At 33.9% G+C, this 26,992-nt stretch carries 28 protein-coding genes; 5 read left to right on the top strand and 23 right to left on the bottom strand.

Translation table 11 applies throughout. The annotated features are described in order from the left end of the window. Window positions 1-112: 112 nt before the first annotated feature. From DR980_RS11245 to DR980_RS11160, 17 genes are all read right to left on the bottom strand, one after another. Window positions 113-1,579 (bottom strand): lipopolysaccharide biosynthesis protein, encoded by a 1,467-nt coding sequence (locus DR980_RS11245; RefSeq protein WP_113636188.1) that lies wholly within the window; start codon window positions 1,577-1,579, stop codon window positions 113-115. A gap of 119 nt (window positions 1,580-1,698) precedes the next feature. Further along, window positions 1,699-2,160: a hypothetical protein gene (locus tag DR980_RS11240; protein ID WP_113636186.1), complete on the bottom strand. Its 462-nt coding sequence runs from the start codon at window positions 2,158-2,160 to the stop codon at window positions 1,699-1,701. Between the two features lie 10 nt (window positions 2,161-2,170). Further along, complete coding sequence (locus DR980_RS11235; RefSeq protein ID WP_113636184.1) at window positions 2,171-2,614, bottom strand: GNAT family N-acetyltransferase; 444 nt, start codon at window positions 2,612-2,614, stop codon at window positions 2,171-2,173. A gap of 85 nt (window positions 2,615-2,699) precedes the next feature. Next, complete coding sequence (atpG, locus tag DR980_RS11230; RefSeq protein ID WP_113636181.1) at window positions 2,700-3,560, bottom strand: ATP synthase F1 subunit gamma; 861 nt, start codon at window positions 3,558-3,560, stop codon at window positions 2,700-2,702. A gap of 83 nt (window positions 3,561-3,643) precedes the next feature. Next, window positions 3,644-5,221: a F0F1 ATP synthase subunit alpha gene (gene atpA / locus DR980_RS11225; RefSeq protein WP_113636179.1), complete on the bottom strand. Its 1,578-nt coding sequence runs from the start codon at window positions 5,219-5,221 to the stop codon at window positions 3,644-3,646. A 38-nt stretch (window positions 5,222-5,259) separates the two neighbouring features. Then, complete coding sequence (atpH, locus tag DR980_RS11220; protein ID WP_113636177.1) at window positions 5,260-5,793, bottom strand: ATP synthase F1 subunit delta; 534 nt, start codon at window positions 5,791-5,793, stop codon at window positions 5,260-5,262. Between the two features lie 2 nt (window positions 5,794-5,795). After that, window positions 5,796-6,287 (bottom strand): F0F1 ATP synthase subunit B, encoded by a 492-nt coding sequence (locus DR980_RS11215; protein WP_113636175.1) that lies wholly within the window; start codon window positions 6,285-6,287, stop codon window positions 5,796-5,798. Between the two features lie 77 nt (window positions 6,288-6,364). Further along, on the bottom strand, window positions 6,365-6,565 hold the full coding sequence (gene atpE, locus DR980_RS11210) for an ATP synthase F0 subunit C (RefSeq protein WP_031453874.1): 201 nt from the start codon (window positions 6,563-6,565) through the stop codon (window positions 6,365-6,367). A gap of 41 nt (window positions 6,566-6,606) precedes the next feature. Further along, window positions 6,607-7,758 (bottom strand): F0F1 ATP synthase subunit A, encoded by a 1,152-nt coding sequence (gene atpB, locus DR980_RS11205; RefSeq protein WP_113636173.1) that lies wholly within the window; start codon window positions 7,756-7,758, stop codon window positions 6,607-6,609. Between the two features lie 131 nt (window positions 7,759-7,889). Further along, the gene (locus DR980_RS11200; protein ID WP_113636171.1) at window positions 7,890-8,273 is read right to left on the bottom strand and encodes a hypothetical protein; all 384 of its coding nucleotides are present in this window, start codon (window positions 8,271-8,273) and stop codon (window positions 7,890-7,892) included. After that, complete coding sequence (locus DR980_RS11195) at window positions 8,270-8,506, bottom strand: AtpZ/AtpI family protein (RefSeq protein WP_113636169.1); 237 nt, start codon at window positions 8,504-8,506, stop codon at window positions 8,270-8,272. Before DR980_RS11195 ends, DR980_RS11200 begins: the two co-directional genes overlap by 4 nt. Further along, on the bottom strand, window positions 8,484-8,882 hold the full coding sequence (locus tag DR980_RS11190; protein ID WP_113636166.1) for a bactofilin family protein: 399 nt from the start codon (window positions 8,880-8,882) through the stop codon (window positions 8,484-8,486). Before DR980_RS11190 ends, DR980_RS11195 begins: the two co-directional genes overlap by 23 nt. A gap of 2 nt (window positions 8,883-8,884) precedes the next feature. Continuing rightward, complete coding sequence (gene porW / locus DR980_RS11185) at window positions 8,885-11,461, bottom strand: type IX secretion system periplasmic lipoprotein PorW/SprE (RefSeq protein ID WP_449404195.1); 2,577 nt, start codon at window positions 11,459-11,461, stop codon at window positions 8,885-8,887. A 364-nt stretch (window positions 11,462-11,825) separates the two neighbouring features. Next, window positions 11,826-12,521, bottom strand: a complete 696-nt coding sequence (locus DR980_RS11175; RefSeq protein ID WP_113636161.1) for an ABC transporter ATP-binding protein — start codon at window positions 12,519-12,521, stop codon at window positions 11,826-11,828. A gap of 48 nt (window positions 12,522-12,569) precedes the next feature. Further along, window positions 12,570-14,039 carry a DUF5687 family protein gene (locus tag DR980_RS11170; RefSeq protein WP_113636159.1) on the bottom strand — a complete coding sequence of 490 codons (1,470 nt, stop codon included), beginning with the start codon at window positions 14,037-14,039 and terminating at the stop codon, window positions 12,570-12,572. 162 nt (window positions 14,040-14,201) lie between these two features. After that, on the bottom strand, window positions 14,202-14,882 hold the full coding sequence (locus DR980_RS11165; RefSeq protein WP_113636157.1) for a hypothetical protein: 681 nt from the start codon (window positions 14,880-14,882) through the stop codon (window positions 14,202-14,204). 10 nt (window positions 14,883-14,892) lie between these two features. Next, window positions 14,893-15,234: a PadR family transcriptional regulator gene (locus tag DR980_RS11160; RefSeq protein WP_113636364.1), complete on the bottom strand. Its 342-nt coding sequence runs from the start codon at window positions 15,232-15,234 to the stop codon at window positions 14,893-14,895. A gap of 150 nt (window positions 15,235-15,384) precedes the next feature. Between DR980_RS11160 and DR980_RS11155 the strand changes: the two genes are divergently transcribed. The 3 genes from DR980_RS11155 (at window position 15,385) to DR980_RS11145 (ending at window position 17,836) form a co-directional block, all read left to right on the top strand. Beyond that, complete coding sequence (locus DR980_RS11155; RefSeq protein ID WP_113636155.1) at window positions 15,385-16,437, top strand: ferredoxin--NADP reductase; 1,053 nt, start codon at window positions 15,385-15,387, stop codon at window positions 16,435-16,437. Window positions 16,438-16,613: 176 nt separating this feature from the next. Beyond that, complete coding sequence (locus tag DR980_RS11150) at window positions 16,614-17,243, top strand: hypothetical protein (RefSeq protein ID WP_113636154.1); 630 nt, start codon at window positions 16,614-16,616, stop codon at window positions 17,241-17,243. A gap of 284 nt (window positions 17,244-17,527) precedes the next feature. Continuing rightward, a complete protein-coding gene (locus DR980_RS11145; RefSeq protein WP_113636152.1) occupies window positions 17,528-17,836 on the top strand; it encodes a hypothetical protein in 309 nt (102 codons plus the stop codon). A gap of 61 nt (window positions 17,837-17,897) precedes the next feature. On the opposite strand, the gene DR980_RS11140 is transcribed toward DR980_RS11145, so the two are convergent. The 4 genes from DR980_RS11140 to DR980_RS11120 form a co-directional block, all read right to left on the bottom strand. Beyond that, window positions 17,898-18,659, bottom strand: a complete 762-nt coding sequence (locus DR980_RS11140; RefSeq protein ID WP_113636150.1) for a GLPGLI family protein — start codon at window positions 18,657-18,659, stop codon at window positions 17,898-17,900. A gap of 87 nt (window positions 18,660-18,746) precedes the next feature. Beyond that, entirely contained in the window at window positions 18,747-21,530 is a 2,784-nt protein-coding gene (locus tag DR980_RS11135; RefSeq protein ID WP_167400560.1) for an outer membrane beta-barrel family protein, read from the bottom strand. A gap of 243 nt (window positions 21,531-21,773) precedes the next feature. Next, window positions 21,774-22,769: a glycosyltransferase family 9 protein gene (locus tag DR980_RS11130; RefSeq protein WP_113636146.1), complete on the bottom strand. Its 996-nt coding sequence runs from the start codon at window positions 22,767-22,769 to the stop codon at window positions 21,774-21,776. A gap of 261 nt (window positions 22,770-23,030) precedes the next feature. Then, window positions 23,031-23,636 carry a DUF4254 domain-containing protein gene (locus DR980_RS11120; RefSeq protein WP_113636142.1) on the bottom strand — a complete coding sequence of 202 codons (606 nt, stop codon included), beginning with the start codon at window positions 23,634-23,636 and terminating at the stop codon, window positions 23,031-23,033. Between the two features lie 86 nt (window positions 23,637-23,722). On the opposite strand from DR980_RS11120, the gene upp reads away from it, so the two are divergent. After that, window positions 23,723-24,376, top strand: coding sequence for a uracil phosphoribosyltransferase (gene upp / locus DR980_RS11115; protein ID WP_113636140.1), 654 nt, complete (start codon window positions 23,723-23,725; stop codon window positions 24,374-24,376). Here the strand turns inward: upp and DR980_RS11110 are convergent. Beyond that, a complete protein-coding gene (locus tag DR980_RS11110) occupies window positions 24,371-25,300 on the bottom strand; it encodes a DUF6427 family protein (RefSeq protein ID WP_113636138.1) in 930 nt (309 codons plus the stop codon). The genes upp and DR980_RS11110 overlap by 6 nt on opposite strands. A 142-nt stretch (window positions 25,301-25,442) precedes the next feature. On the opposite strand from DR980_RS11110, the gene DR980_RS11105 reads away from it, so the two are divergent. Beyond that, the gene (locus DR980_RS11105) at window positions 25,443-25,673 is read left to right on the top strand and encodes a DUF6341 family protein (protein WP_113636136.1); all 231 of its coding nucleotides are present in this window, start codon (window positions 25,443-25,445) and stop codon (window positions 25,671-25,673) included. 31 nt (window positions 25,674-25,704) lie between these two features. Here the strand turns inward: DR980_RS11105 and purD are convergent, their stop codons facing one another. Then, window positions 25,705-26,979 (bottom strand): phosphoribosylamine--glycine ligase, encoded by a 1,275-nt coding sequence (gene purD / locus DR980_RS11100; protein ID WP_113636134.1) that lies wholly within the window; start codon window positions 26,977-26,979, stop codon window positions 25,705-25,707. Window positions 26,980-26,992: the final 13 nt, after the last annotated feature.

The following is a 26,992-nucleotide window of genomic DNA, read 5'->3' as shown; positions in this document are numbered from 1 at the left end:
TGTACTGTTTTCGAATTTTTAGCCCTGATAGCAGTGGAAATCCTTTTCCTTTTTTCTTTAAAAAGGAAAAGATTGCAACGAATAGCAGGAAATAGCTCCTAAAAACTAGGTTCTAATTCTTTTTTCGGTTCAACATTTTGATTAATAATTCTTTTTCATTGTGGTATATAAAATACATAAACACCAGTAACAACGTGATTCCTACGTAATAATTCTCTCTAAAACCATAAAAGGAAACTGCCGAAAACCCTACTGAAATCAGTAGATACATGAATATTTTATTGGTATCATACGGAATGGGATAATATTTATTTCCAAAATAATAAGAAATGGTCATCATGCTTCCGTACGCCGCAATAGTGGCAATTGCCGACCCATAATAACTCATTGTTGGAATTAATAGGTAATTTAAGGCGAGTGTGATTATGGCTCCCACGATAGAAATATAGGCACCAATATGAGTTTTGTCAATTAGTTTGTACCAAACGGAAAGATTGGTATAAATTCCTAAGAAAAAGTTGGCCAGAATAATCAGAGGCACTACTTTCATGGCTTCCCAATAGGACTCATCCCGAATCATAATGACTTTTAATACATCCGCAAAAACAATCACGGATAATAATATAAAAGACCCAAAAATGACAAAATATTTGGTAATTGTAGCATACGTTTGTGGTGCATCCTGACTATCCGAGTGACTGAAAAAGAAAGGCTCTATTCCCAATGTATAGGCGGTACGGTACAAAACCATGAACAAACCGAGCTTGTAACAGGCGGAATACACTCCTACTTCAGCATCGGCAATATCTGGAGGTAATAAATAGCCCAATAAAATTTTGTCGAACTGTTCGTTGATGGCAAATGCGATTCCGGCGACCATTATGGGCATACCGTATTGCATCATCCGTTTCCAAAGCGAATAATCAAAATGCCATTTCAGTTTGAAATAATTGGGTGACAACACTATAAAAGTAAGTAAGCTGGCAACAATATTGGATACAAAAATATAGCCAATCTGAAAATCTTCCAAATATAAAGAACGTAAGATACTGTCAGGATTTGATTCTGCAATCGCGGGTAAATAACTCAAAAAGAAAAGGTTCAAAAACAGATTGACGGCTACATTCCCTATTTTGATTATCGCATATTTTACGGGTTGCTGATTGACTCTTAATTTAGAGAAGGGAACAATCACCAAGGCATCGAGTACTAAAATCCAAATCGTGTAACTTATGTATTGTTCGTCAATTTTAGACCAACTCGATATCGTATTTCGGAATAATAAGGCTACGAATAAAAACGCTATGGAAGTCCAAAAAATAGAAACGGAGGTAGTTTCAACTACTGAATTCTTATTGTTCTCTTTGTTATAAAACCTAAAAAAAGCGGTTTCCATTCCATACGAAAGAATGACATTGAAGAAAATCATTCCGGCAAAAATGATGGAAACCTTCCCATATTCCGCTTTTGGGAGTAAATCTGTGTATAATGGCACCAATAAAAAACTGAACATTCGCGGCACAACCGTTGCTAATCCGTAAATGGCGGTCTGTTTAAAAAGATTTTTATATAATCCCAAAATGGTGTATTTATTATAATTAAGGAAACAAAAATAACTAATTCTTTGGTTTAAACCGCTGATGTGAATGTTTGTTTTGAAAGAGAAAAATCAATTACAAAAGCTTTTCTAATGCGCAGTTATCTTAATGGCTTTTCTTGGACATTCAATATTTTATAAAAAAGGGTTTTACTGTCTTTCTTATATTCCAAAACTGCTTCATTGAGTTTTAAATTGAATTTAGATTTTGAAACGACTGGTGCTTTATTGCCATATTCTTTGGCAGGATTTTTATCCATAATCAAATCTTCCTTTTTATTGCTTTGGAAAAAAGTAGATTTAAAGTCTTTTGGTGTAATTTCCTGAACTAGAGATTCTTGATTGTGAAAATAGATTTTTTCCAGTTTTATATTTGCTGACAGCGGATTTTTGAATTCGATATAAAAATTGATCACGCTTCTTTCCGTACCTTTTTTTATTTTCTGATAAAAAACCGATTGTATTTCTTGAGGAAATTCTGTTTGAAATTCCTGTTTCATAGCACAAAAAGTTAGGCTAATTGCCGTAATCAATAAGAAACTAATTATTTTATATCCTTTCATAATTCACGATTTAGCTTAATCCTTCTTCGTTTAAAATCTTAAGAAAATGAAATCCTTTAGGAATATAACCCTGGTTATAATAAAACCGATGTGCGGTGAAATTTCCGGTAAAAGCATCTAACACAATCATGGTACAGCCAAGTTCTTTTGCTTTAGCATCGACATAATCCGTCATCATTTTACCAATTCCTTTTTTGCGATGCTCTGGATGCACAATAAAGTTGTCAATTTCCAGATATTTACCAGACCATAGTTTGATACCGGACCACAATCCTGAGAGTCCAACACAAAGCTCATTTTCAAAAACGGCGATTTGCTTATAATTATGCGGAATCATTTCCGTAAGATAGGAATCGTATTTTTCTAAAGTGAAATTGGTGTATAAATGTTGCATAACTTCATATTGAGCCAACATTTCTTGTTTTGTTGTGAGTTCCCTAAGTTGTAAATTCATTCTTAATGCTATTGTTTAAAAGTATAAAATTAAAACAAAAAGAGCCACGCTATGCGTGGCTCTCTAAATATTTTGAATTAATAAATTATCCATTCAACGCTTCTGCTCCACCAACAATCTCTAAGATTTCGTTAGTAATAGCAGCCTGACGTGCTTTGTTGTATGTTAATTTCAATTGATTTCTCAATTCGGTTGCATTATCTGTTGCTTTGTGCATCGCGGTCATACGCGCTCCGTGCTCTGAAGCAAATGAATCACGAATCCCTTTGTACAATTGTGTCTTCAATGATTTTGGAATCAAAGTCAGTACGATCTCTTCTTTAGATGGCTCAAAAATATAATCTCCCGGAGTAACCGTAAGATCAGATTTTAAAGATGCCAAAGGCAAAAATTGTTCTGTTTGAACGATTTGTGTGGCTGCATTTTTAAATTGATTGTAAATCAACTCAATTTTGTCGTATTCACCGGCAACGAATTTCTCCATTAGTGAATCAGCAATTTTAGCCACATTATCAAAAGTCAAATCATCAAAAACAGTACTTTGATTGTCTACAACAGGTAATGTTTTGCTTAAAACATCATTTCCTTTTTTTCCAATAGCAAAAATATCAACTTGTTTCCCTGCGTAAAATTCAGCACGGCTTTTAGCTTCTTTGATTGCATTGGTATTAAAAGCACCTGCCAAACCTCTGTTAGAAGTAACTACAACAAGTAGTACTTTCTTGATTTCGCGTTGTGTTGTATATTCACCACCAACATCACCTTCTAGTGTAGCAGAAAGATTTTGCAATAATTCCGTTAATTTTTCGGCATAAGGGCGCATAGCTGTGATTGCATCTTGTGCTTTCTTTAGCTTTGCTGCAGAAACCATTTTCATTGCCGATGTAATTTGCATCGTCGATGAAACGGAAGTAATTCTATTACGGATTTCCTTTAAATTTGCCATTTTTTTGTAAGTATGAAGATTTAAGTATTAAGCATTAAGTACCCAGAAAATCTTGATACTTAATACTTATCACTTAGTACTTTTTAGTTATATTTTGCTGATAATTCTTTTGCTACAGTTTCGATTACATCTGTAATTTCGTCTGTTAATTTTCCTGCTTTCAACGCATCAAGAGTAGCTCTATGTTTGTTGTTTAAGAATTCCAAGAAATCTTTCTCAAATTCTCTTACTTTGTTCACAGGAACATTTCTCAATAAGTTTTTAGAACCAGCATAGATAATTGCAACTTGGTCTTCAACAGTATATGGGTCGTTCAAACCTTGTTTCAAGATTTCAACGTTTCTTTTTCCTTTTTCAATTACGTTTAAAGTAACTGCATCTAAATCAGAACCAAATTTAGCAAACGCTTCCAATTCACGGAATTGTGCTTGATCTAGTTTTAATGTACCTGCTACTTTTTTCATTGATTTAATTTGTGCATTTCCTCCAACACGAGATACCGAGATACCTACGTTAATTGCAGGACGAACCCCAGAGTTAAACAAATCTCCATCAAGGAAAATTTGACCATCTGTAATCGAAATTACGTTTGTTGGGATGTATGCAGAAACGTCACCAGCTTGAGTTTCAATAATTGGTAAAGCAGTCAATGAACCACCACCTTTTACAATTGATTTTAATGAATCTGGCAAATCGTTCATGTTTTTAGCAATTCCATCATCAGCAATTACTTTACAAGCACGCTCTAATAAACGGCTGTGTAAGTAAAAAACGTCTCCAGGATATGCCTCACGTCCCGGTGGTCTTCTTAATAAAAGAGAAACCTCACGGTATGCAACAGCTTGTTTAGATAAATCATCATAAACAATTAAAGCTGGGCGACCTGAATCTCTAAAATATTCCCCAATTGCAGCACCTGCGAAAGGAGCATATACTTGCATAGGAGCTGGATCAGATGCGTTTGCAGCAACGATAACAGTATACGCCATTGCACCTTTTTCTTCTAACATTTTCGCAATACCTGCTACAGTAGAAGCTTTTTGTCCAATAGCAACGTAGATACAAAATACTGGTTTCCCAGCATCATAAAATTCTTTTTGATTTAAGATAGTATCGATACAAACAGTTGATTTACCTGTTTGACGGTCACCAATAACTAGCTCACGTTGTCCACGACCTACTGGAATCATTGCATCTACTGCTTTGATACCGGTTTGTAATGGCTCAGTAACGGGCTGACGGAAGATAACTCCAGGAGCTTTTCTTTCCAAAGGCATCTCGTATAAATCTCCACCGATTGGTCCTTTTCCATCAATTGGAAAACCAAGAGTGTTTACTACACGACCTACCATTTGTTCTCCTACTTTAAGAGAAGCAATACGTTGTGTTCTTTTTGCAGTTGAACCTTCTTTGATTCCTGTAGATGGTCCTAAAAGTACCACACCTACATTGTCTTCTTCAAGATTCAAAACAATAGCTTCTAATCCATTGTCAAATTCAACTAACTCTCCATATTGAACATTAGAAAGCCCGTAAATACGAGCAATACCATCTCCAACCTGAAGTACGGTTCCTACTTCTTCTAGTGTAGCACCAGATTCAAAACCTTCTACTTGCTTTCTTAATATTGCTGAAATTTCAGCAGGTTTGATTTCCGCCATCTTAATTTATAATTTAGACACTTAAATGTGCAATAAAACTAATTACTTAACTCTCTTTTTAATACTTGTAATCTGTTGGCAACTGAAGCATTATACTGCTTGTCCCCTATTCTCAAAATAAAACCTCCAATAATTGCAGGATCTACTATGTTTTCAATTGTTATCTTTTTATCTGAAAGTGTTGCTACTTTCGCTAAAACTTGTGCTTCTAAAGCTGCATCCATAGGAATAGCAGTAGTCACTTGTGCCAACTCAATACCATTTTCTAAGTCAGATAATTTACCATACTCAGTAGCAATTGCACCTAATATTTCGAATCTTTTGTTTTCAAATAACAAATGAAACAACCCTTTAGTTACGCCATTGATACCTGCAAAAACTTCTAACAATGCATTTTCTTTCACCGCAACTTTAATGGTAGGGTTCTGAATAAAAGTACTCAATTCTAAATTCCCATTAATAGTGGTAGCAATAGTTTTCATATCACTGCTTACTGCTTCGGCAACATTTTTTGAGTTTGCTAAGTCCAAAATTGCTTTTGCATAACGAATTGCTGCTCTTGTACTTGCCATAATTAGTTCAATTTAACCTCACCTAACATATTCTCAATCAATTTTGTTTGAGCTTCTTTGTTAGATAATTCATCTTTTAATACTTTTTCAGCAATACTCAATGACAATGATGAAACTTGTGATTTCAATTCTGCCATAGCCGCATTTTTTTCTGCTAAGATAGCTGTTTTAGCTTGCTCAATCATTCTTGCGCCTTCTGCTTGTGCATCAGCTTTAGAATCAGCGATCATTTTTTCTCTCATTTCACGCGCTTCTTTCAATAAAGAGTCGCGCTCTAATCTTGCTTCCTGAAGAATACGTTCGTTTTCTGCAGTAAGATTTTGCATTTCTCTACGAGCAGTTTCTGCTGAAGATAACGCTTCATTGATTGAATCTTCTCTACCTTTTACTGCGCCAAGAATTGGTTTCCAAGCGAATTTTCTTAAAAGAATAAAGAAAACTATAAAGATGATCGAGGTCCAAAAAATTAAACTCTCTGGTGCTGTTAAATTCATATTTTTATATTTAAAAAGTTTGTTTTAGAAATAAAAACTCCCTGATACCAACCGTATCAGGAAGTTTTAAGCTTTAATTATTTTGCGATCAACGCAACAACTACTGCGAAAAGTGCAACACCTTCAATAAGTGCAGCAGCAATAATCATAGCAGTCTGGATTTTTCCAGCAGCCTCAGGTTGACGAGCAATAGCGTCCATTGCAGAACCACCAATTTTTCCAATACCTAGACCTGCACCAATAACAGCTAATCCAGCTCCGATTCCAGCTAATACCATAATACTAAATTTAATATAGTTAATAATTAATAAAACACATTTTAATGATGATCATGCTCTGCTACAGCCTGACCAATAAACAATGCTGTCAACAACGTGAAGACATAAGCCTGCAACGCCGCAACCAACATTTCAAGTACACTCATGAACAATACGAAAGCTCCAGAAATAGGCGCCACAGCTACTGTTTTGAATATAAAAATCAATGAGACTAAACTCAAGATGATAATATGTCCTGCAGTAATATTCGCGAATAAACGAATCATTAATGCAAAAGGTTTTGTCAACATTCCGATAATTTCTACAGGAATCATAATAGGATACAATGCTTTAGGAACTGGAGGCATAAAAATATGTTTCCAATAATCTTTGTTGGCACTGAAAGAAGTTACAATAAAAGTAATCAATGCTAATACAAACGTAAAAAAGATATTTCCGGTAAGGTTTGAACTGAAAGGAAAAAAAGGAATCAATCCAATAAGGTTGTTAATCCAGATAAAGAAAAATATAGTCAATAAATACGGCATATATTTCGCGTATTTTTTTGTTCCAATATTAGGTATAGCAATTTCATCTCTAACGAATATCACTAACGGCTCAAGAAATCCAGCGATTCCTTTTGGCGCCAATTTATTTTTATTGTAAGAACGTGCAACAGCAAGAAACAAAAAGAACAATACAAGAGCTGACATCAACATCGAGAAAACATTCTTAGTGATTGAAAAATCAAGTGGTCTGGCATCAAATGCGAAAGCACCGTTTTCTCTTTGGTCTTCAGTTAAATTTTCAAATTTATCTGCGTAAAAAATAACTTCGTTGAAACGAACTAAATTTTGACCGTTCACATCAACAATATGGTGACCATCATTATCATGGTGAAATTTTTCAGAAGAGAAAATTTCCAATCCATTGTTCGTCCACAATATTACAGGAAGATAAAACGTAATAGGATGACCATCATAATCCGCAATGTGAAATTCATGAGAATCACCAATGTGATCATTAATCAATTCCGTGGCATTGAATTCTTTTTCAGCAGAATGACCTGTTTCTCCATGTGCTTCTGCAGCTGGAGCAGCGTTTTCAGTGTGATTTTGAAGACTATCCGCGGTTGGATTTGCGAAAGTAACCAACGGCATACACGCTAGAAAAGTAACTAACAGGAATTGAAGTGATTTTTTTGAAATTACCATTATTAATTGTGTATCTGATTTTACGTTTTTAAAATTTTTTGCAAAGGTACATATTTAATTCAAAATTGAAAATTATAATGATGATTTTAAAAAATGAATTTTACAATCGTATTGCATTATTTTCAAGCAACTTATCTTTTATTTATTAATCGTACCGAAAAAACTGTTTCAAAAAGCAAAAATAGGAAATAAGGGATGAAAAAAGCCGCTATATCCAAATTAGTTTCTCGCCCTTCTGATTGAATCAATGGAATCAAAAAAACAACAGCCGCCATCATTTTCACGAAAGTGGTGCCCAGAAACGCAAAACCGGTGAAATCCGGAAAATTAGCATTTACAAAAAGTAACAATACATATATTAAAAGTGTGGTTACAAACAGGAAAAGATAGATACTCCAAGTAGCATAAAAGAAATCATGATCTTGACTGATTGACGCTGTGCCATAATATTGAGCAAAAAATAAGAGTAGTGTGAAGGGCACTAAATACTTCAGAAACGAGAAAACTTTGATCATTCGTTATTATTATTAATATTTTTAACTTGGCGAATTACGTTATAAAGTGCTATAAAAACAGACAATAACGATAATATAATAGTGTAAAAGGAAGAGGATTCATCTGAATATTTTTCATCCAGCCACATCCCAAAATAAGTAAATGCGAAAATGACAACTCCCATTTGGAACGGAATCCCCAGAAATACCAACCATTTATTAAAATTGTTTTTATTTGGAGTTTTGTTGTCCATTATTCGAGTTTTGATTTTTAATATTAGTTTTCATCGCACAAGAAGCGGTGAAATCAGCACCAGGTTCCACGGATAATTTCCCTACGGACACTTCGCCATGAATGCTGGCCTTCGCTTTTACATTAAGGACTTCCGTAACTTGAATCTTCCCTTCAAATTTTCCTTCGATGTCTGCATTTTTGCAAACAATATCACCAACGACACTTCCCGCAGGACCAATGACAATTTTCCCGGCCGACTGAAAGTTACCTATTAAATTTCCGTCCAATCTAAAATCAGCTTGCGAAATAATATCGCCTTTTATGGTTGTTCCCTCCACGATTCGATTGGTTTTTCCCAAAAGATCAGTGTAGGATTTTTGTTTTTTATCAAACATAATTACTCTTTTGTTGGTACTAAATACGTTTCAAGATTTTTCTTAATTTGAATCACTTTATAGTTCTCGCCCGAAACTACAATTGCAGGTTCGATTGCTTTGTATTTTGTATTTTCTTTTAAAATCAGCGCAATATCATCCGCATAAACCCGTGACTTTATTCCGTGAATGACAATGAAATTTTCTTTGTCCGTATAAATATCATAGGAATAATATAACTTTTGAAGATTTTCACTCGCAATGAATAATTTGATTTTTTCTTCTAATGCTTTGGTATTTTTATCGTCACGAGAACCTACTCGGTATAGAATTTTCCAATTATTTGAATCAGTTGATTTAAACTCCATTTTTTCTAAAAAAGGAATTTGTTCCGTCAGGATAACTTGTGCATTTTTCCCTTCTTCACTGTTTGGATAATTATCCGCCACCACTTGCAATGCATTTTTGTAACCCGTAAGTCCTTTCAGTTTACCAATGGCATTTGCTTTTAGCAACTCAAATTTAGATACAATCTCCTCACCTGAAAACTGATTTATCAAAGCGTCTGAATTTTCCAATACACTAACAAATTGTTCTTGTTGAAATGCCTTATACCACTTATTATACACACTTTCCGGCGTTTCGTTTTGAGAAATTCCGTTTGGATTTGTGTTATTAATTATTTGTGCATAACGAGAATCCGGAAATTGCGTTGAGATCTTATTTTTTAACGCTGTAGCTTTATTTATATCGGTGATTTGATATAATTTATACAAATTATACATCGCTGGAAGCACCAGTTTTTCCTCTGGATTGTTGTTTAATAATTGCTCAAATTTAGTGATAGCCAAATTATTTTCCTTAAATTTTTCCTTGTAAATAATTCCCAATTGGTAATAGGCAAAATTGCGTTCTTTGTTGATGCTGTCTAATTCTATTTGTGCGGTTGGAAGTTGCTTCAGATAAAAATCAGTCGTGTATTGCTCGACTATTTTATTTGGGTTCGCTTCCGCTCCAATAGTTTGTTTGTTTACACTCAAAGAATCAACTACTGTTGGATTTGCATTTGCCGATGCAATTCTCCAATTGCCATTTAAGGTTCTTTCGCCCCAATTTTTTTTGAATTCTACTTTTCCAAAAGCAACCGTTGTAGGATTATAAAAATAGAAACTACCCGCTGCTGATTGAGAAACCGCACTAGCAATAGTAGGCGGAGCCATGGGTGATTTTCGAATTGATTTTATGGCATCTTGACTGGCAACAGGATCTATCGAACTAATCGAATTGTTTCTGTTCATGTTTTCCTGTTTGGCTTTGTTTTTTTCCTCCAAAAGCCTTTTAACCTCATCTTGTTCCTTTAATTTAGTAATGTATTTTTCATAATAAGCCGAACGATCCATAGGATTCATCGCAATCACATTTAAAATACTGTCATTTCGTTTTGCCAATGCTTCATACAAAATCACCTCGTCGAGATTGTTTCTTATTTTTTGGATTTTTCCAAATTCCCTTGTTTTGGTATTTAGTTTAACTAATGTGCTGTCATAGTATTTTGCCGCGGCTGAATATTCCGCATTTCTAAAATAGAGATTTCCTAAATTTCTATAATTTGACGCAACTAAATACGTGTCTTTTGAATTGGTTTGTAACGATGCGTTGTAAAGTTCCAATGCTGTTTTCTGATTGTTTTGTTTGTCATGAAACACCGCCATTTGATGAAAAATCAAATCTTTATACGGACGATTTTCACGATCTTGAATCAATTTATTGAATGTTTTTGCAAATGCAACCGAATCTCCTGTTTGATAATCAAACAATTCCGCTTTTTTGGCATGCGCCTGAATTACAAATTTCCTGTCTGCTTTTCGGTTCATGTCAATCACGGATTGATACAAAGCAACAGCACTGTCCTTGTATCCCAATTCTTGATACAATTGTCCCAAAACAAAACGGTATCGTGCTTTTTCCTGATTTACTTTCGTGTATTCGATGGCGAGTTTTATCTTAGCAACGGCGCTGTCTTTTTCTTCTAAATTTAAAAAAGAAGCAGCTAAAAGTGCGTTTGCATCTGCAAAAACTTGTTTTTTTACGTCTTGATCTTCTAATAATTTACTGATATTTTTTATGACCAAAGCATCATTTCCCAGACGCATATTTGTTTTCTCTCGCCAAATTTTGGCTTCATAAATTCGGCTGCTGTTTGGATATTTGTACAGAATATAATTGAATGCATCTAGCGCAGGAACAAATCGTTGGTCGTAATATCTGGCTTTTCCAAGCATCAGATACGCTTCGTCAATTTGACTGTTTTTTTCTTTTCCGCCAATGTTCATCGAGTGTTTTTGAATGGCTTTGGTGGCTTTAGTTTCTGCCAATTCAAAATCAGTATTTTTAGGTTTTGTTGTGGAAGTGAAATCTTCTACGATTTGCATTTTTTCTATCGGCAGAAGTTGCCAGAAATCATCATCGCTGTTAGTGTTTAACGTCTGAACTCCTTTGTCTAAGCCAACTTTACCGTTGTATAAAATATTATATTTAGTACTTAAAGCATGGGAATTCCTAGCCATAAAGGTGTCTCTTTTAGTAGAACAGGCTACCAAAAAAGCAAAAAACAACAAGAAAGATAACGGTTTAAATATATTGATTTTCAATGGAAAACGTTTTTATCAATTAACTATTAAATATACTTTTTAGTATATGCACTGGTAAAAATACATTTCTTTTTGCTATCGTGAAAATTATGACGTTATATTTGGGTTTTCCTGACGTGCGTAAGGGATGGAAGCGGCATCCCACGCTTTTTGCGTGGATACAGCGGACAGCCCGACGCGAAGTCTCGGCTTTTGGGACGAGACTTCGGGTTACGCCAAAATAAAACCGCTAATTCACAAATTGTATAAACGCATTGGAGTATACAATTCGCAAATTAGCGGTAAAATTTTGTCTGAGTCTGTTGCTTGAATTTTAAACCGCAAAAAACAGTTCTAGTTCCTTTAAAGTCTCTTGAGAAGTTTGAATGTCTTTGACCACTTCGCCTTTGTGCAGCGCGACAATTCTGTCACTTACCTCAACGGTGTGCAGCAAATCGTGGCTGGAAACCAGTACGGTTACTTCCGGATTGTCAGCTAAATCCTTGATAATTTTTTTTAATCGGAATTGTGTGGTTGGGTCTAAATTAGCAAACGGTTCATCCAGAATAATCACTTCCGGATTCCCGATTAAAGTGGCGATGATACCCACTTTTTTCTGGTTTCCTTTGGATAAATCGCGTAAATATTTCTTGTTTTTAAGAATTTCTCCGTTGAAAAATTCTTCGTGTGTGGCCAATAAAGCATCTACATCGGCTTTGTTTTGTCCGCGTAAATCGCCAATGAAATAGAAATATTCTTCGGGCGTTAAGTAGCCAATTAAAAAACTTTCGTCCAAGAAAGAAGCGGTGAAGGGTTTCCAGTTTTCACTGGTGTTTACCTGAATGTCATTGTTGATAATATTTCCCGTGGATGGCTGGATTAAATCCAATAAAAGACTAAAAAAAGTGGTTTTCCCAGCACCATTATTGCCCACTAATCCAAAGCTTTCGCCTTTTTTTATTTCTAAAGAATCTATTTTTAATACGGTTGTTCCGTTGTATGTTTTCGAAAGGTTGTTTACTTGTATCATTTTTGAAAAAGTTTATTCGGTTATTTGTTGATTTCGTTAATCCCTGGATTATCCTTTTTGTTTGTAAGCAGCAATGGTCGCGTATTTCTCTGATTTATAGATTTTTTCAATCACGGAAAATGCTTTCTCTTTGAATGCAAATCCAATCACTCCTGTACCTGCTACCAGCGCTAAGCCTACATTTGGATTTGCATATTTTGAACCCAGCCAATACAGTAAAACGGGCAAAGCCAACTGTGGAATAGAAATCAACATCGTTTTAATATTGAATGCTTTTTTATCACCAAAAGCGCCTTTCCCGGAACTCAAATCGATTGGTGTTTTAGTATATGCTCCACCCAATAAAACCAAATGAGAATTGACTCCAATGTTATAAATCGCACCCACGACAATGGTTAAATAAACATGAACCCCTAAATAGAGATAGAATGACGCTATGGTTGTGGTTACAATTGTAGCAATTACCATCAGCCACCATTTAGAACTCAAATAGCCTTTGTACGGAATGTTTTGTGTCATCATCAACTGGTAATAAGCGCTGTCCCAACTCGGCACAAATTGTCCGAAAGTAATTAAGAATCCACCCGAAACTATAATCCCGCCCAAAATGTGCATTAAAGGATTATTATAAGCTTCAATACTACTAGTGAAGAAAAGAAGCCCATATAAAAGGAACATGACGCTCAATCCAACAGTGGTTTTAGAACGTTTGTTTCTTTTGATTAATTTGATATCGTTTTTTAAGAAGGTTCCTATGGTTCCAAATTGGTTTAACCAAGTCAGCTCCTCTGTTTTGGCAACATCGTGTTTGTTTGACAATCCCGCATCGAGGTATAAATTCTTTTTGAAATACTGAAAAGTAACATAATATATCGTGATTAAAGCCAAAACCGGAATTGCAAAAGCCCAATACGTATTGAAAATAGCATTGAAAAATGGCGCTGTAATTTCCGTGATATTAAAGAGTCCGTAGTAGTGTAATCCTCCTAAAATAGCTGCTATTGCTAAGAAAATGGCGAATAAATTATCCTTATTACTCAGTAAAATATTCAAAAAATTGTTGATAAATAGCAACGAAAACATGGCAGTGTACCAAAGCACTACGGAGAGTACATCATAGCCTTCGATAATCAAAACAACACAAAACGGAATCAGAAAAAAAGCGTGTACCAAATTGAAGAAGGACAAAACCGTTTTTCCTAGTGAGAAATGAACAATTGTCGATTTTTTTATGGGGAAAATCAACATCGGGCGAATGTTCATCACCGGGATTTTTTGCAACAGCAATCGGATAATTAAATCCATCAATACATAATAAATCATGAATTGATTCACGGTAACAATTGGGTCCAGATTCATTTTCTTCAGAATATAAAAGGCCCCAACTCCTACTGCTAAGAAAATTAAAAGGAAATAAACGGCGACAAAACCCATCAGGATTTTCAAAGCCAAATTAGTTGCGAAGGAAGCTGACCTAAAAAAAGCTTTCCATTCGAGATAAAGGAATTTTTGAATCATAGTTTGGTTATTTTGGTTTTGTAATATGTAGTCAAAATAAGAAAACGTTACAAATTTTCTAATTTAAATTCCGGGTAGGTTTGTTTTAAATAGGTTTGTGTTTTAGATGGGATTAATTTAAAAATGATGAAAAGTAAAATACTTAATAGTACGAAAATAAGACTACACCAATTTTAACTTTTTGACTATTTTGTAGTGTTTGACAGTCAATAATAATTGAAAAAAAGAATAAGTAAAGGGGAAACCTATTAAAAGACAACTAATAAAATTATATAAAAAGGAATTATTATTATCGAAATGTTTTAGTGGTTCATTGTTGATATTGAACTGAAAAAAGAATAAAAAAACGAGCCAACCTCTGTAAAGAAATAACCTCCCATAAGTTGTTTTTATTTTAGAATACCATATTAAAAACAAACCTAAAACAGTGGCTAAAACCAATATCAAATACGCTCCTTTTAACCCTAAGTTTAGGCTATTAAAAGTTTGTTGTGATTGAATATTTGAAACAATAAGAGCTAAAACAAAACCAAAAACAAGAGCTGACATTAATATAAATACTACTTGCATTTTAGAATAAGTAACTAATTTTTCAATTACAACTCTTGGCGCTTTAAAAAAAGCTCCTAACCAATTACCGCTAGATGAAATTTCAAGCGATTGTTCCCATTTCTCAAAAACTGCTTTAAAAACAATGTCGAATGACATTTTTTCACTACTCAATCTCTCCTCAATCTCTGAGGCAATGTGGTCTAATAATTCTAATTTGACATCCTGATAAACAAGACCATTTAAAACTAAGGTTTCTTCTATTTGAGCGATTTGTTGGGTGGTTAGTTTCATCTTCAAAAAATTAAAATTCTAAACTAGGCTTTGGGTTCACTAAACTCTGCATGTTTCGAATGAAATCTTCGAGTTCTGAGAGTCTGTTAACGGTTTCTTTTTGACCGGTTTCCGTCAGTTTGTAATATTTTCGCATGCGATTATCCACTTTTTCGATTTCTACATCCAGCAAACCTTCGGCTTCCAGTTTGTGGAGAGCCGGATACAAAGCGCCTTCGGTGATGTTCAGTTCACCTTGGGTAATCGTCTTTACTTTCTGGGTAATTTCATAGCCGTACATCTTACCGTTTTCCTCCAGCAATTTCATGATAATCGTATTCAGACTTCCTTTGTATAATTGTGAGTTTTTCATTTTTTTGTCATTGCGAGGCACTAAGCGATCTCATTTTGAAAAACAAATATACATAAGATTCTTATACATAATAGTTTTAGGTATTGAAATTTTCAAATATTTTGAATTCAAAAAACCTATTCTGTTTAGTATATTTGCAAAAAAAATATCATGTCATCCTTTCTGAAATTAATCATAAAAGAAGTAAAACGCGAAACCAAAGACGCTGTTTCCATACTTTTTAACGTACCTGAGGAATTAAAAGCGAATTATACTTTTGTTGCCGGTCAATATATCAATCTAAAATTAACCTTGGACGGTGAAGAAATTCGTCGTGCGTATTCTATATGCTCAGCTCCTGACAGCGGAGAATTGCGTATTGCTGTGAAAGCGGTCGCAAACGGTGCTTTCTCTCAATTTGCCAATACAAAACTCAAAGCTGGCGATGTTCTTGAAGTGGGAAAACCGGAAGGAAAATTCACTTTTGAACCGCAAGCGGACCGACAAAAAAACTACGCGGCTTTTGCTGCCGGAAGTGGAATTACACCCGTAATGTCTATCCTAAAATCAGTATTGAAAAACGAACCGAAAAGTTCTTTTGTATTGGTTTACGGGAACAAAACGCCAGAAGAAACCATCTTTCACCAAGAATTACATGATTTGCAATTGCAATATGTAGGACGACTTTTTGTTCATTACGTATACAGTCAAGCCAAAGTAGAACCTGCTTTGTTTGGACGAATTGAAAAATCGACAGTGAATTTTGTTCTGAATAACAAACACAAAGAATTGGAATTTGATAAGTTCTATTTGTGTGGACCGGAAGATATGATCAATATTGTTTCCGGAGTTTTGAAGGAACATAATGTAAAAGAATCTAATATTAAATTCGAATTATTTGCTTCTTCAACCAAAGAAAATAAAATAGAAAAATCGTTAGGTGGCCATTCAAAAATCACTATCATGGTGGATGACGAGGAAACAACTTTCGAAATGTCACAAAAACAAACCGTTCTTGATGCCGCTTTAAAGCAAGGTATTGATGCTCCGTATTCGTGCCAAGGCGGAATCTGCAGCAGCTGTCTGGCTCGCGTTACCTCCGGAACTGCCGAAATGACTAAAAACTCCATCCTTACCGACAAAGAAATCGCCGATGGTTTGATTCTTACCTGTCAAGCGCATCCAACCTCAGAAACTATCTATGTAGATTATGATGATGTTTAAAAGATAAATTGCTTATATATGAAACTTCTCTGAAAAGGGAAGTTTTATGTTTTAGGGAGGTTTTGATTTTTACTATATTAGCAGAATAGTAGTACATTCCTATCCATCCTGTTTTAGGGCAGTTTTACTATGTTATAGAAATAATTTGTCTTTTATTACCACAAGAAAAGTTGAAAATGAAAAAATACTATTCAATACTAATCCTAATTTCAATTGTTAATTTTAGTTTTTCGCAAGTACAAAAGAAAGTTTTTTATAATGAAAATCTTGAAGAAATATCAGAATCGAATTTTTATAAGCAGCTAAATTTTCAAAAAAATTTGGATTTACATTTTGAAAATGACACGCTGAAAACATCTTTACTAATTACTCGAAAAAACTATGGACAACTTAATGATAGTATTTTTAATAATTTAAAAAAGTCTCTTTCATCAGATAAAGAATTAAGTAATAATCTTATCGTAATTGTATATTATCCTGGAAAAGATAGATGTAATGGAACAGAAAGTACATCTTTTTGGAATATTTTTGATCATGATTATTTAAAAAAACTTAATAAAATAGGAAGTTACAGTCATTTTTGGATTTATAAAGATGATGAAAACTTACAATATTATCACCCAAAGCAAGTAAAATGGGAAAACGATAAGAATCAATTAGTAGAAAATTTATTTTTTAAATTGCATTATCCTTGTTCTAGCGCTGTAATCATAGATAAAAACGGAAAATACATTTCTTATTATGGAGAGTTCGGAAAAAGTACAATTTGGGAATTGAGCAAAGAACTAATTAATACAAAAATATAAAAGTAGAATAAGTAAAAAACTACTGTCAACAGCTGGAATATCGTGCAGCGCATACATAATGAGACTCGTGTTGAAGGAATCTATTAAAAATTATAACCAATCGCACGGAAATATATTCAATTTTTTTAATTATCTGGACGGCGAATTATATGATCACCATCGAGACCAAAATACACAATGTACTACTAAAAAATACTTATTTTAGTGTTTAAAAAGTGGAGAATTAAGCAACGTTAACTCCTTTTAAATTTTAAACAAAACTGAGACTGTTAACTACTTTCATTATGAAGTCCATTCGAGAAATATTCAAAAACAACCCTTCCCTTCTTGACGAACCAGAAGTAGCACAACTTTTGGAATATTGTGAACAATTACAAGATGAAATTGTGGAATTCAAATTTCAAAAAACAAACAACAAAGAATTAGCGATGCTTGATATGCTTAAAGAAGTCTTAAAAGGCTGCGATGCTCTCGAAAAAGAACAAGCCGAACACGACCGTTTTGGGTATGATGAGCCAAATTATCAGGAAACTATTTCGAATTTAAAAAGATATATTTTGAAGCGTTGTCAAGAGGAAAAAATTTGGCTTTAATTACAATCTTGTTTTAAGACTTCATTTTCAACAATCAGTAATTTGATTTACAGACAAAATATTACAAAAAAGCATTCCACAAGAACATATTTTTTTGTCTTTTATTCTCTTCCTTGTCCTCTCCGTACGTATACCAGTCCTTTGTTTTTTCTTCTATTAATGTTTTTAGTTCTTTAAAATCATAAGTTTTTTTAGCTGTAATAGGTTTAATCACAGCGCTATCTTTGATTTTTAAATCTATTTTAGTTGCTATGTATGACGTATACAATCTAGGAATTGAAAGTCCTAAAATCATACCCGGTAAACCATTTATACTACATGGACCGCCGGTAATGGTTATGTCGTCTGTATAAAAAGCAAACACATAAACATCATCAAATATTTTTCCAACCGCTTTTCGGCAATTATAGCCCGCTATTTCTCTGCGCTCGTTTGTGATTTTCCATTCAATGTTGGGAATACTATCTGCAATTACAAAATTAGTACCCACAATTTGTTTTTGTAGGTTCATTTTTTTGGTTGTAAAATCAAAGAACCAAGTGTTTTCTTCGTCAGCTTCTTTCTCATGTTTTGGTATTCTAGTTTTTGGACTCCATCTGTCGAACTTATACACACTTTTATTGTCTTCAAAAGTATACGTGTAATACGATATTTTTAAGTCGGATAAGTTCTCTTTCATCATCTCATCCCAACTGTCATTGCTCATTGTTTTTTTGAGATTGGTATTGACTTCATACTCAATTACAGCCTTATCTACAAATTGCTGTGCATAAGATCCTGTAGTAAAAACAAATAATGTGATATAAAAATATATTGATTTCATTGGGTTGTATTTTAAAGTAGTGAGATGATTTATTTTAAAAATATTGACATTTTTCGAAGTTGAATTACAATTCCTATATGGGCTTCTTTATTTTTTTTCCATACCGTTTTTATTTTTAAAATTCCATGTAAAACCTACCATAGCATAGCGTCGGAGTCTATCATTTCGCTCTTCTCCAATTGTGTTTTCATAAACAAATCTGCTAATACCTATGTTTTGATTCAAAATGTCGCGCACCATTACATAAGCCGTAAACTCATCGTTCTTAAAGGTACGTTGAAACCTGGCATTCCACAATTGATTGGTAAGATTGGTTTGAAAATCAACTGTTTTTTGGCGAGAATATAAATTATAATCTGTTGATAATTTCCATTTTTCTCTAAAATAAACTGCAACGTCTAAACCAAGGTTATTGGTGTTAAATGATTTTACTTCATTGTTTTGAGAAGTACTGTTACGGCTGTTTGAGAAAGTATTACTTAGATTGATATCGTATTTCTTTTCTTTGGATTTATTCAAATAAACAGAAAAATTAGAACTTAAAATATTCGAGTTATTGATTTGTCTGTTAATGCTATTAACCGATTTATTGTAATTTACTGAAGGACTAAGATTAACATACATGTTTATTTTTTTGACCTTAAACCCGTAACCCATATACAAATTGGCTGAAAAATTACCATTTGTATTTATAGGTGTACTAATTGTTTTTGCGCTTTCAGGATCAATATCTCTATTGAAAGAAATCAAATTTGAGGTTGTTCTAAAAGAGATGCTTTGATAAAAATTAGTTTCGGTCAAAATGCTGTAACTATTGTTAGAAACATTGATGCTATTTGTAAAAGATTGTTTTAAATCTGGGTTTCCCAGCACTTGGTTAAAAAAATCTTGGTTGTTTCGTAAAGGCTGTAATTGGTCAATAGTAGGCTGTCTTGTTGCACCTTGATAATTTACACGCAAATTGCTGTTGCTTTTGTACTTGTATGAAAAATTTGCACTTGGGAAAAAATTAGTAAAACTGCGTTTGTATTCCTTATTTAAAGTTTGATCTTGCAAATCAAATGAGGTAAAACCAAAACCACTACCAAAACTATAATTGATTTTTTTGGCATTATAACTTAATTTTAGAACGGGTTTATTTGTTGTAATGCTTTGCTTGAACTGGTTTGATAGTGAATCTACTATTACATCATACTTTCCTGTTAGGTCTGAAAAATCATAAGTCACAAAGTTACTATTACCTGTATTGTGTGTGATTTGGTAGGATAATTGCAAAGCAAGTTTCTTTCCTATAGGCTCTGTATAGGCTACATTCAAAGCAAGATTTTGATTGCTTTTATCTCCAATTTTATTTTGATCTACCTCATTACCAAAGGCAAAAACGCCTCCTTCATAACTCTCATTAGCCGATTTTAAAAAATTGTTAGCATTCGTATTCAATGTACTCCAACTGCTGTTGATAGAAAGGGTTCTGCGTGGCTTTACAAATTTATGTTTAAACAAAGCACTTGCTGACAGGGATTGCTTATCTGATTTTGTGGTAAATAATCGTTCCTGTTTGTTCCTTAATAATCCATCGCTTCCTGTGGTATTTCCGGTCGTAAACTCATCACTTTCAGTATTATAAAAATTAGTTTTAGCTGTAAATTTAAGGGTGTTTACAGAATCTATTTTTACATCATAAACCGCATTAAGCTTAAAATTGTCTCTATTTACATGACTAGCAGTCTCTCTATTCTCATTCAATTGAGTCGCTCCTACTTGTGTTTGTGTATTCCTACTACTATTGTTTTGGTAGCTTTGTCTGTTGTATTTTGGTGATAAATTTAAGGAATGTTTGTCATTCCATTTATTGCTGTATTGCAATCCTGCATTGGTATTTTTTATAAAACCGTTTTGAGTGTCTACATAAGGTTCGTCATCATTATCGCCGCCTGTCCATTCGTAATTTACATTTCCATCATCATCCATACTCATGCTGACATTTCCGTCTCCTCCACCAAATTTGTCACTGTCCTGCCAGCTTAATCCATCTTGCCCCGTGTTTCCATTTAATAAAAATGCCGAAAGCTTTCTTTTCCCTTTGAAACTACTCACCATGATATTACTATTATATCTGGAATCGGCGTCGGTAGCGGGTTGGTTTGCTCCATCTATCTTACCAAAATAGCCTTTCTTTTTATCCTCTTTTAATCTCAGATTTATTGTTTTTTTGGAATCGCCATCATCTATTCCTGTAAACTCAGCTTGATCACTTTTCTTATCAAAAACCTGTACTTCTTTTATAGCATCGGCACGTAAGTTTTTTACAGCCATGCCAGGATCATCACCAAAAAACTCTTCGCCATCAACCAGTACTCTTTCTACTGTTTCGCCCATCGCTTTGATAGTTCCATTTTTATCTACTTGTATTCCCGGCAATTTTTTCAATAATTCTTCAACATTGGCATTGGCATCAACTTTAAAATCACTAGCCCTGTAACTAGTAGTATCGCCTTTAATTTTGATAGATCCCGTTTTTATGATTACCTCTTTCAATAGCTCCATTTTGCTCATCAAAGCAATAGTTCCTAAATCTTTATCAGTTGAAGTCACGGTAATTTCATCTAAATAATCCGCATATTGACTGTGCGATGTCATTACAATGTAATTCCCAGGTTTTACATTATTAAGGCTGAATTTACCCGCTTTGTCTGATCGCGTAAATTGGTATAAAACCGAGTCTACCGGAGTTAATAAAGCAACAACTGAATTGTAAATGGGGGTTTTTTCACTTCCAGCGGTCAAAATACCGGAAAGTTTATTTTTTTGAGAAAACGCAGAAAAAGAGAAAATCAACAAAATTGCAATTGTTACCGTAATTTTTGACATAAATAGTTTCATATTTTTGTTAATGGAATATTTCAAAGTATTTCCAAAAAGTTGAACTAACAAATAAACATTTTTATTTAGTCTTTACTTTACGGTTTAAGCTGAACATCTCAAAATCAAAAATAGTATTTTTCTCACTACACAATTATGTGTTAATGTTATAAATGTGTTAAAATTCTCATTTCATGAAAATTACTTCAAAAATTAAAAATGTATAATAAGTTCTAAATGTATAACCTACCGTTAAAGTGCCTTAAGAATTGCATCAACGGTAATCGTTCGCATCGCATCTTCATAACCTGCAACTTTTTTGTTCCCATACACCGAAGTTGGTAGTTTAGGAAATAGGTTTCTATCAGAAACTAATGCATTTTCAATAGGCTGATTAAATGGTGAAAATCCTGCATATGGATGTGTCGCTCCCCAAAGCGTGATGACTTTTACACCGAGCATTGCAGCAATATGCGCATTCCCGGAATCCATGGAAAGCATGACATCAAGATTACTAATGAGCTGTAATTCCTGCTGAAACTTAATTTTCCCCGCCATATTGATTACGTTTTCTTTACTCACAGAAAGTGAATCCAAGATTTCGATTTCCTTTTTTCCACCTCCAAAAAGTAAAATGGTATTGGTTGTATCCAAAGCCAATTTGTTAATTACTTCCTGCATTAAATCCAACGGATAGACTTTAGAATCGTATTGTGCAAAAGGTGCTATTCCAATTAGTTTCTGATGATTTGCTCCAATTACCGTTAAAATTTCCGGACTCAAAACTGCTTTTTCAGGAAATTCTGGTTGGGATAAATCAATAGTAAAACCAAGTTGTTCAAACACTTTCATATGTCTTTCGAACATAGTAGGCAATTGCTGGAAGTCTTTATTTTCGGGTTGGGTCAATGCTTTTTTCTCTGCTCTTCCCTTATCAACTGAAGCTGTTTTTTTTCCGCTTAAAGCAAAAAGGTTTCGGATGATTTTAGAACGAAGAACGTTGTGTAAGTCAGCAAAAGCATCAATTTCTAAAGCTTTCAAATCTTGGAACAAACGCAACAATCCAAGAAATCCTTTATGCCGTTCTTTTTCATCAAAAGCAAAAAAAGAAAGATTCGGAATTCCTTTAAAAAAAGGTTTGAAAAACGGTCTGGAAATAATCGTGATTTTAACTTGTGGATGCTGGTTTACAAAAGCCCGTAAAACAGGAACCGTCATGGCGACATCTCCCATTGCAGAAAGTCTCATGACGGCTATATGCTTGATAGTATTTGACATTTTTTAACCAGAATAATTTTTATTTCCTATTACTTCTTTATTTGATTGCGAGACATTCTAAAGTAGAAAATTCCGAAGAGAATAAGAATTACTCCTTTCAAGTGTTTCGTTTGATCTATGTAATCCAGAAAAATAACTTCGTACATTACATATAAAAACCCTAAAAAAGTTATGCTGTATATCAGCTGAAAAAACAAAGGTTCTGATCCAAAAAAAGTTTTTTTAAACATCTTATTTTTTGGCTTGATACAAAACAGGATTCAAATCATCATCATTGTACATTTTCATTTGTTTATACACTTTCATGAATTTATCTCCGTTTGCAATGTCGGTCAACAAATCATCAATTGCAGTTGACAAGTCTGTTCTTTGTTCCAATAAAATATTCAATTTCGCCTGACATTTATCTCTGTGATCTTGTGAAGCCTCAGCACGATTAGCTTCTTCTTGCATGTGATAAATTTTCAAAGCAAGAATTGATAATCGGTCAAAAGCCCAAGCAGGACTTTCTGAATTGATTTTTGCGTGATCTTTTACCACAACATGACTGTATTTCTGAAGAAAATAACTGTCAATATATTCCACCATATCGGTACGTTCTTGATTAGAAGCATCAATTCTTCTTTTCAAAGTCAAAGCAGCAACTGGATCAATATTTGGATCACGAATAATATCTTCAAAATGCCATTGAACAGTGTCAATCCAGTTTTTGTGATACAACAAATGTTCAAATTTATCCTTTGCGAAAGGATTGTTTATAGGCTGATCAACATTATCAAATTGATGATAATCCTTGATACTTTGTTCGAATACGGAGTACGCTAGTTTTGAAAACATATCTTTATATATTAAAAGACAAAGATACTTTTTATACTTTTATACCATAAAAAAATAACTAGAAGTTTAATTACAAAAATATAACCATGCAAATTCATTATTTATCGGAAGGAAACAGTGTCCTAAATCATTTTTTAGGACAAATACGGAATGTGAATGTTCATAATGACAGCATGCGTTTCCGAAGAAATATTGAACGTATTGGTGAAATAATGGCGTATGAATTAAGTAAAGAACTGCATTACGCACCCGTTGAAATCAAAACGCCGTTAGGTGTAAAAAATACCACTGAAATTAAAGACCAACTGGTTTTATGTTCTATTCTGAGAGCCGGATTACCACTACATTTGGGCTTTCTAAATTATTTTGACAGTGCCGAAAATGGTTTTGTATCTGCTTTTAGACATCATCCCAATAATGATGATTACTTTGATATTTTAGTGCAATATCAAGCTCTTGCTGACATAAACGGGAAAAATTTAGTGCTAGTTGATCCCATGCTTGCCACTGGTCAGTCTATCGTTGCTGTGTACAATAAATTAATGGAAAGAGGAACGCCAAAAGAAATACATATCGCTGTTGTGATTGCTGCCCCGGAAGGCATTGCGCATCTGAAAAAACACTTGCCGGAAAACTGTCATCTTTGGGTTGCTTCTTTAGACGAAAAGCTCAATGAACACAGTTATATTGTTCCAGGTTTGGGTGATGCGGGTGATTTAGCCTACGGTGAGAAATTATAATTGGCTGAAAAAAACAAAAAGACTGCAGGCAATTAGCACAAAAAGTACCATTTCCTGTTTTAATTTTTCTTGAGGTATTTCTATATGACTGGTTGCCATCATGGCCAAAGGCGCAAAGGTAAACACTAACAAATCATTACTTTTATTTGCAGAAATTACATAAATAAGTATGCCGATAAAAAAAGAAGCAATGATTTTTTTGTACGAAGTATGCAACAGTTGTGGGCGGCTTGACAATGTGGAAAACATAGAAACTACAAAAAACAGAGCAACAGTCGCATAAATTGACAAAGCACCATTTTGATAACTATTCGTGAAGTAATTGATCTCAAAATTGATTTTCACACTCTTCAGAACGTATTCAATAACATCCAAATTGAATACTGTAGCAAAAAGCATAAACATGATTAAAGCTATAAAGAAAGCAATGAAAGGCAATATCCAGTTTCTGTAATCTCTGGAAACATGAAAAATTATCGATATAAAAACCAATACGATAAAGATGATACTCCAAAAATGAAATAAAGTAGCCAGAAAAATCCATAATGACGCGTCAAATATTTTTTCTTTGGATGCTTTCAGCGATTGTAACGAAATCAATCTTCGCAGTGCTAATAAAATAAAGAAATTCGCAATAAGAAGGTTCGTATTATTAAGTACAGAGGGGAAAAATAATAAGAATAAAAAGTAAAAAAAAATCGTGTATGTACTGTCTTTGCTCAATCCGTTTTTCTTGGCAACAAAATCGGTAATAAAAACAGAAGCAACTACAACACAGAACAATCCCCCTTTTTTTAAGATCGAAAAAAAGGAACTTGTCCAAGATAAATCCTGAAATTGGAATAATAAAAAGAAAACCAGCATTAAAATTACGACCAATGAAAAATTTAACGGTGTAGATTTTCTAAAAACACTTGTTATCATAAGGATATTTTATACTTTTGTGTTCGTAAATATAATACTTGTTTAAAAAGTAAACCCTGCTTGTTCAAAAAGATTCTTCTAAATCAGAATTTTTACGAATCAGAGTTCCCAAAAACAACTAATAAAATTAATTCTATACATTATGAAATCATTTTTCGAAGGAATACAATACTTATTTGTTGATATTCTATTTGCTCCACTAGACTTTTTACGCTCTTTAGAGTTAAGTTCTTGGTTTGTTGCAAATACAATCAACTGGATTTTTATGATTATTTGTGCTGCCGCAATGGTATATTGGATAAAACAACTTAGTATTTTTGATGCAAACGGGACAGAAAATCAAGATACTACCGCTCACTCTTTCTTAAAATAATATTTAAAAAAAAGTGAACGATACTTGGAAACTATTTTAAGTCGTTTCCAATATCTTTTCTAAAATACATCTTATCAAAATGTAGCTTGTCTATGTTTTGGTAAGATTTTTTTATGGCCTCTTCAAAATCATTTCCATACGAAGTTACGGTTAAAACTCTTCCTCCATTTGAAACAATACTACCGTTATCCAGTTTAGTTCCAGCGTGAAAAACAATTGAATCTTCAATATTTTCCAACCCAGAAATCACTTTCCCTTTTTCGAAATCTTCAGGATATCCACCAGAAACAACCATAATTGTAGTCGCACTTCTTTCATCAATCTCCAGATTAATTTCGTCTAGCTTTTCATTGGCAACAGCTAAAAACAATTCTACTAAATCTGTTTTCAATCTTGGGATAACCACTTCGGTTTCCGGATCGCCCATTCGTACATTATATTCAATTACGATTGGCTCGTTATTGACATTGATCAACCCAATGAAAACAAATCCTTTGTAAGGAATTCCATCTTTCTGGAAACCGTCAATCGTAGGTTTTACAATGCGTGTTTCGATTTTTTCCATTAAAACAGCATCAACATAAGGAACCGGAGAAACGGCTCCCATTCCGCCTGTGTTCAATCCTGTATCGCCTTCGCCAATACGTTTGTAATCTTTAGCAGTAGGCAGTATTTTATAATTTTTTCCATCAGTAAGAACGAAACAGCTTAATTCTATTCCGTCCAAAAATTCTTCGATAACAACTTTAGAACTAGCCTCACCAAATTTTTGATGTACGAGCATATTCCTTAATTCTTCTTTGGCTTCTGCCAAATCCTGAATAATCAAAACTCCTTTTCCGGCTGCTAAACCATCGGCTTTCAAAACGTACGGAGGTTGTAATGTCTCTAAGAATTCACATCCTTTTTCTACCGTTTCAGCAGTGAAACTATCGTAAGCAGCCGTTGGAATATTATGTTTGATTAAAAATTCTTTAGCAAATTCTTTACTGCCTTCCAGTTGCGCGCCCATTTTTGATGGACCAATAACCGGAATATGAGTTAACGCAGCATCGTTTAGAAAGAAATCATAAATCCCTTTTACCAAAGGATCTTCTGGTCCTACGACAACCATTGCTACTTTTTCCTGAATTACGAATGCTTTTATAGCTTCAAAATCAGTTGGACTCATCGCAACATTAGTCGCAATTGAAGCTGTTCCAGCATTTCCTGGCGCTACAAAAAGTGTGTCGCAAAGCGGACTTTGAATCATTTTCCATGCAAAAGCATGTTCTCTTCCGCCCGAACCCAGTAGTAAAATTGTCATGTGTAGTTGTGTT

The sequence above is a fragment of the Flavobacterium psychrolimnae genome (assembly GCF_003312425.1).
Lineage (GTDB): Bacteria > Bacteroidota > Bacteroidia > Flavobacteriales > Flavobacteriaceae > Flavobacterium > Flavobacterium psychrolimnae.
The sequence above is the reverse complement of the archived record's forward strand: the minus strand, read 5'-3'. Positions and strand labels throughout refer to the sequence as shown.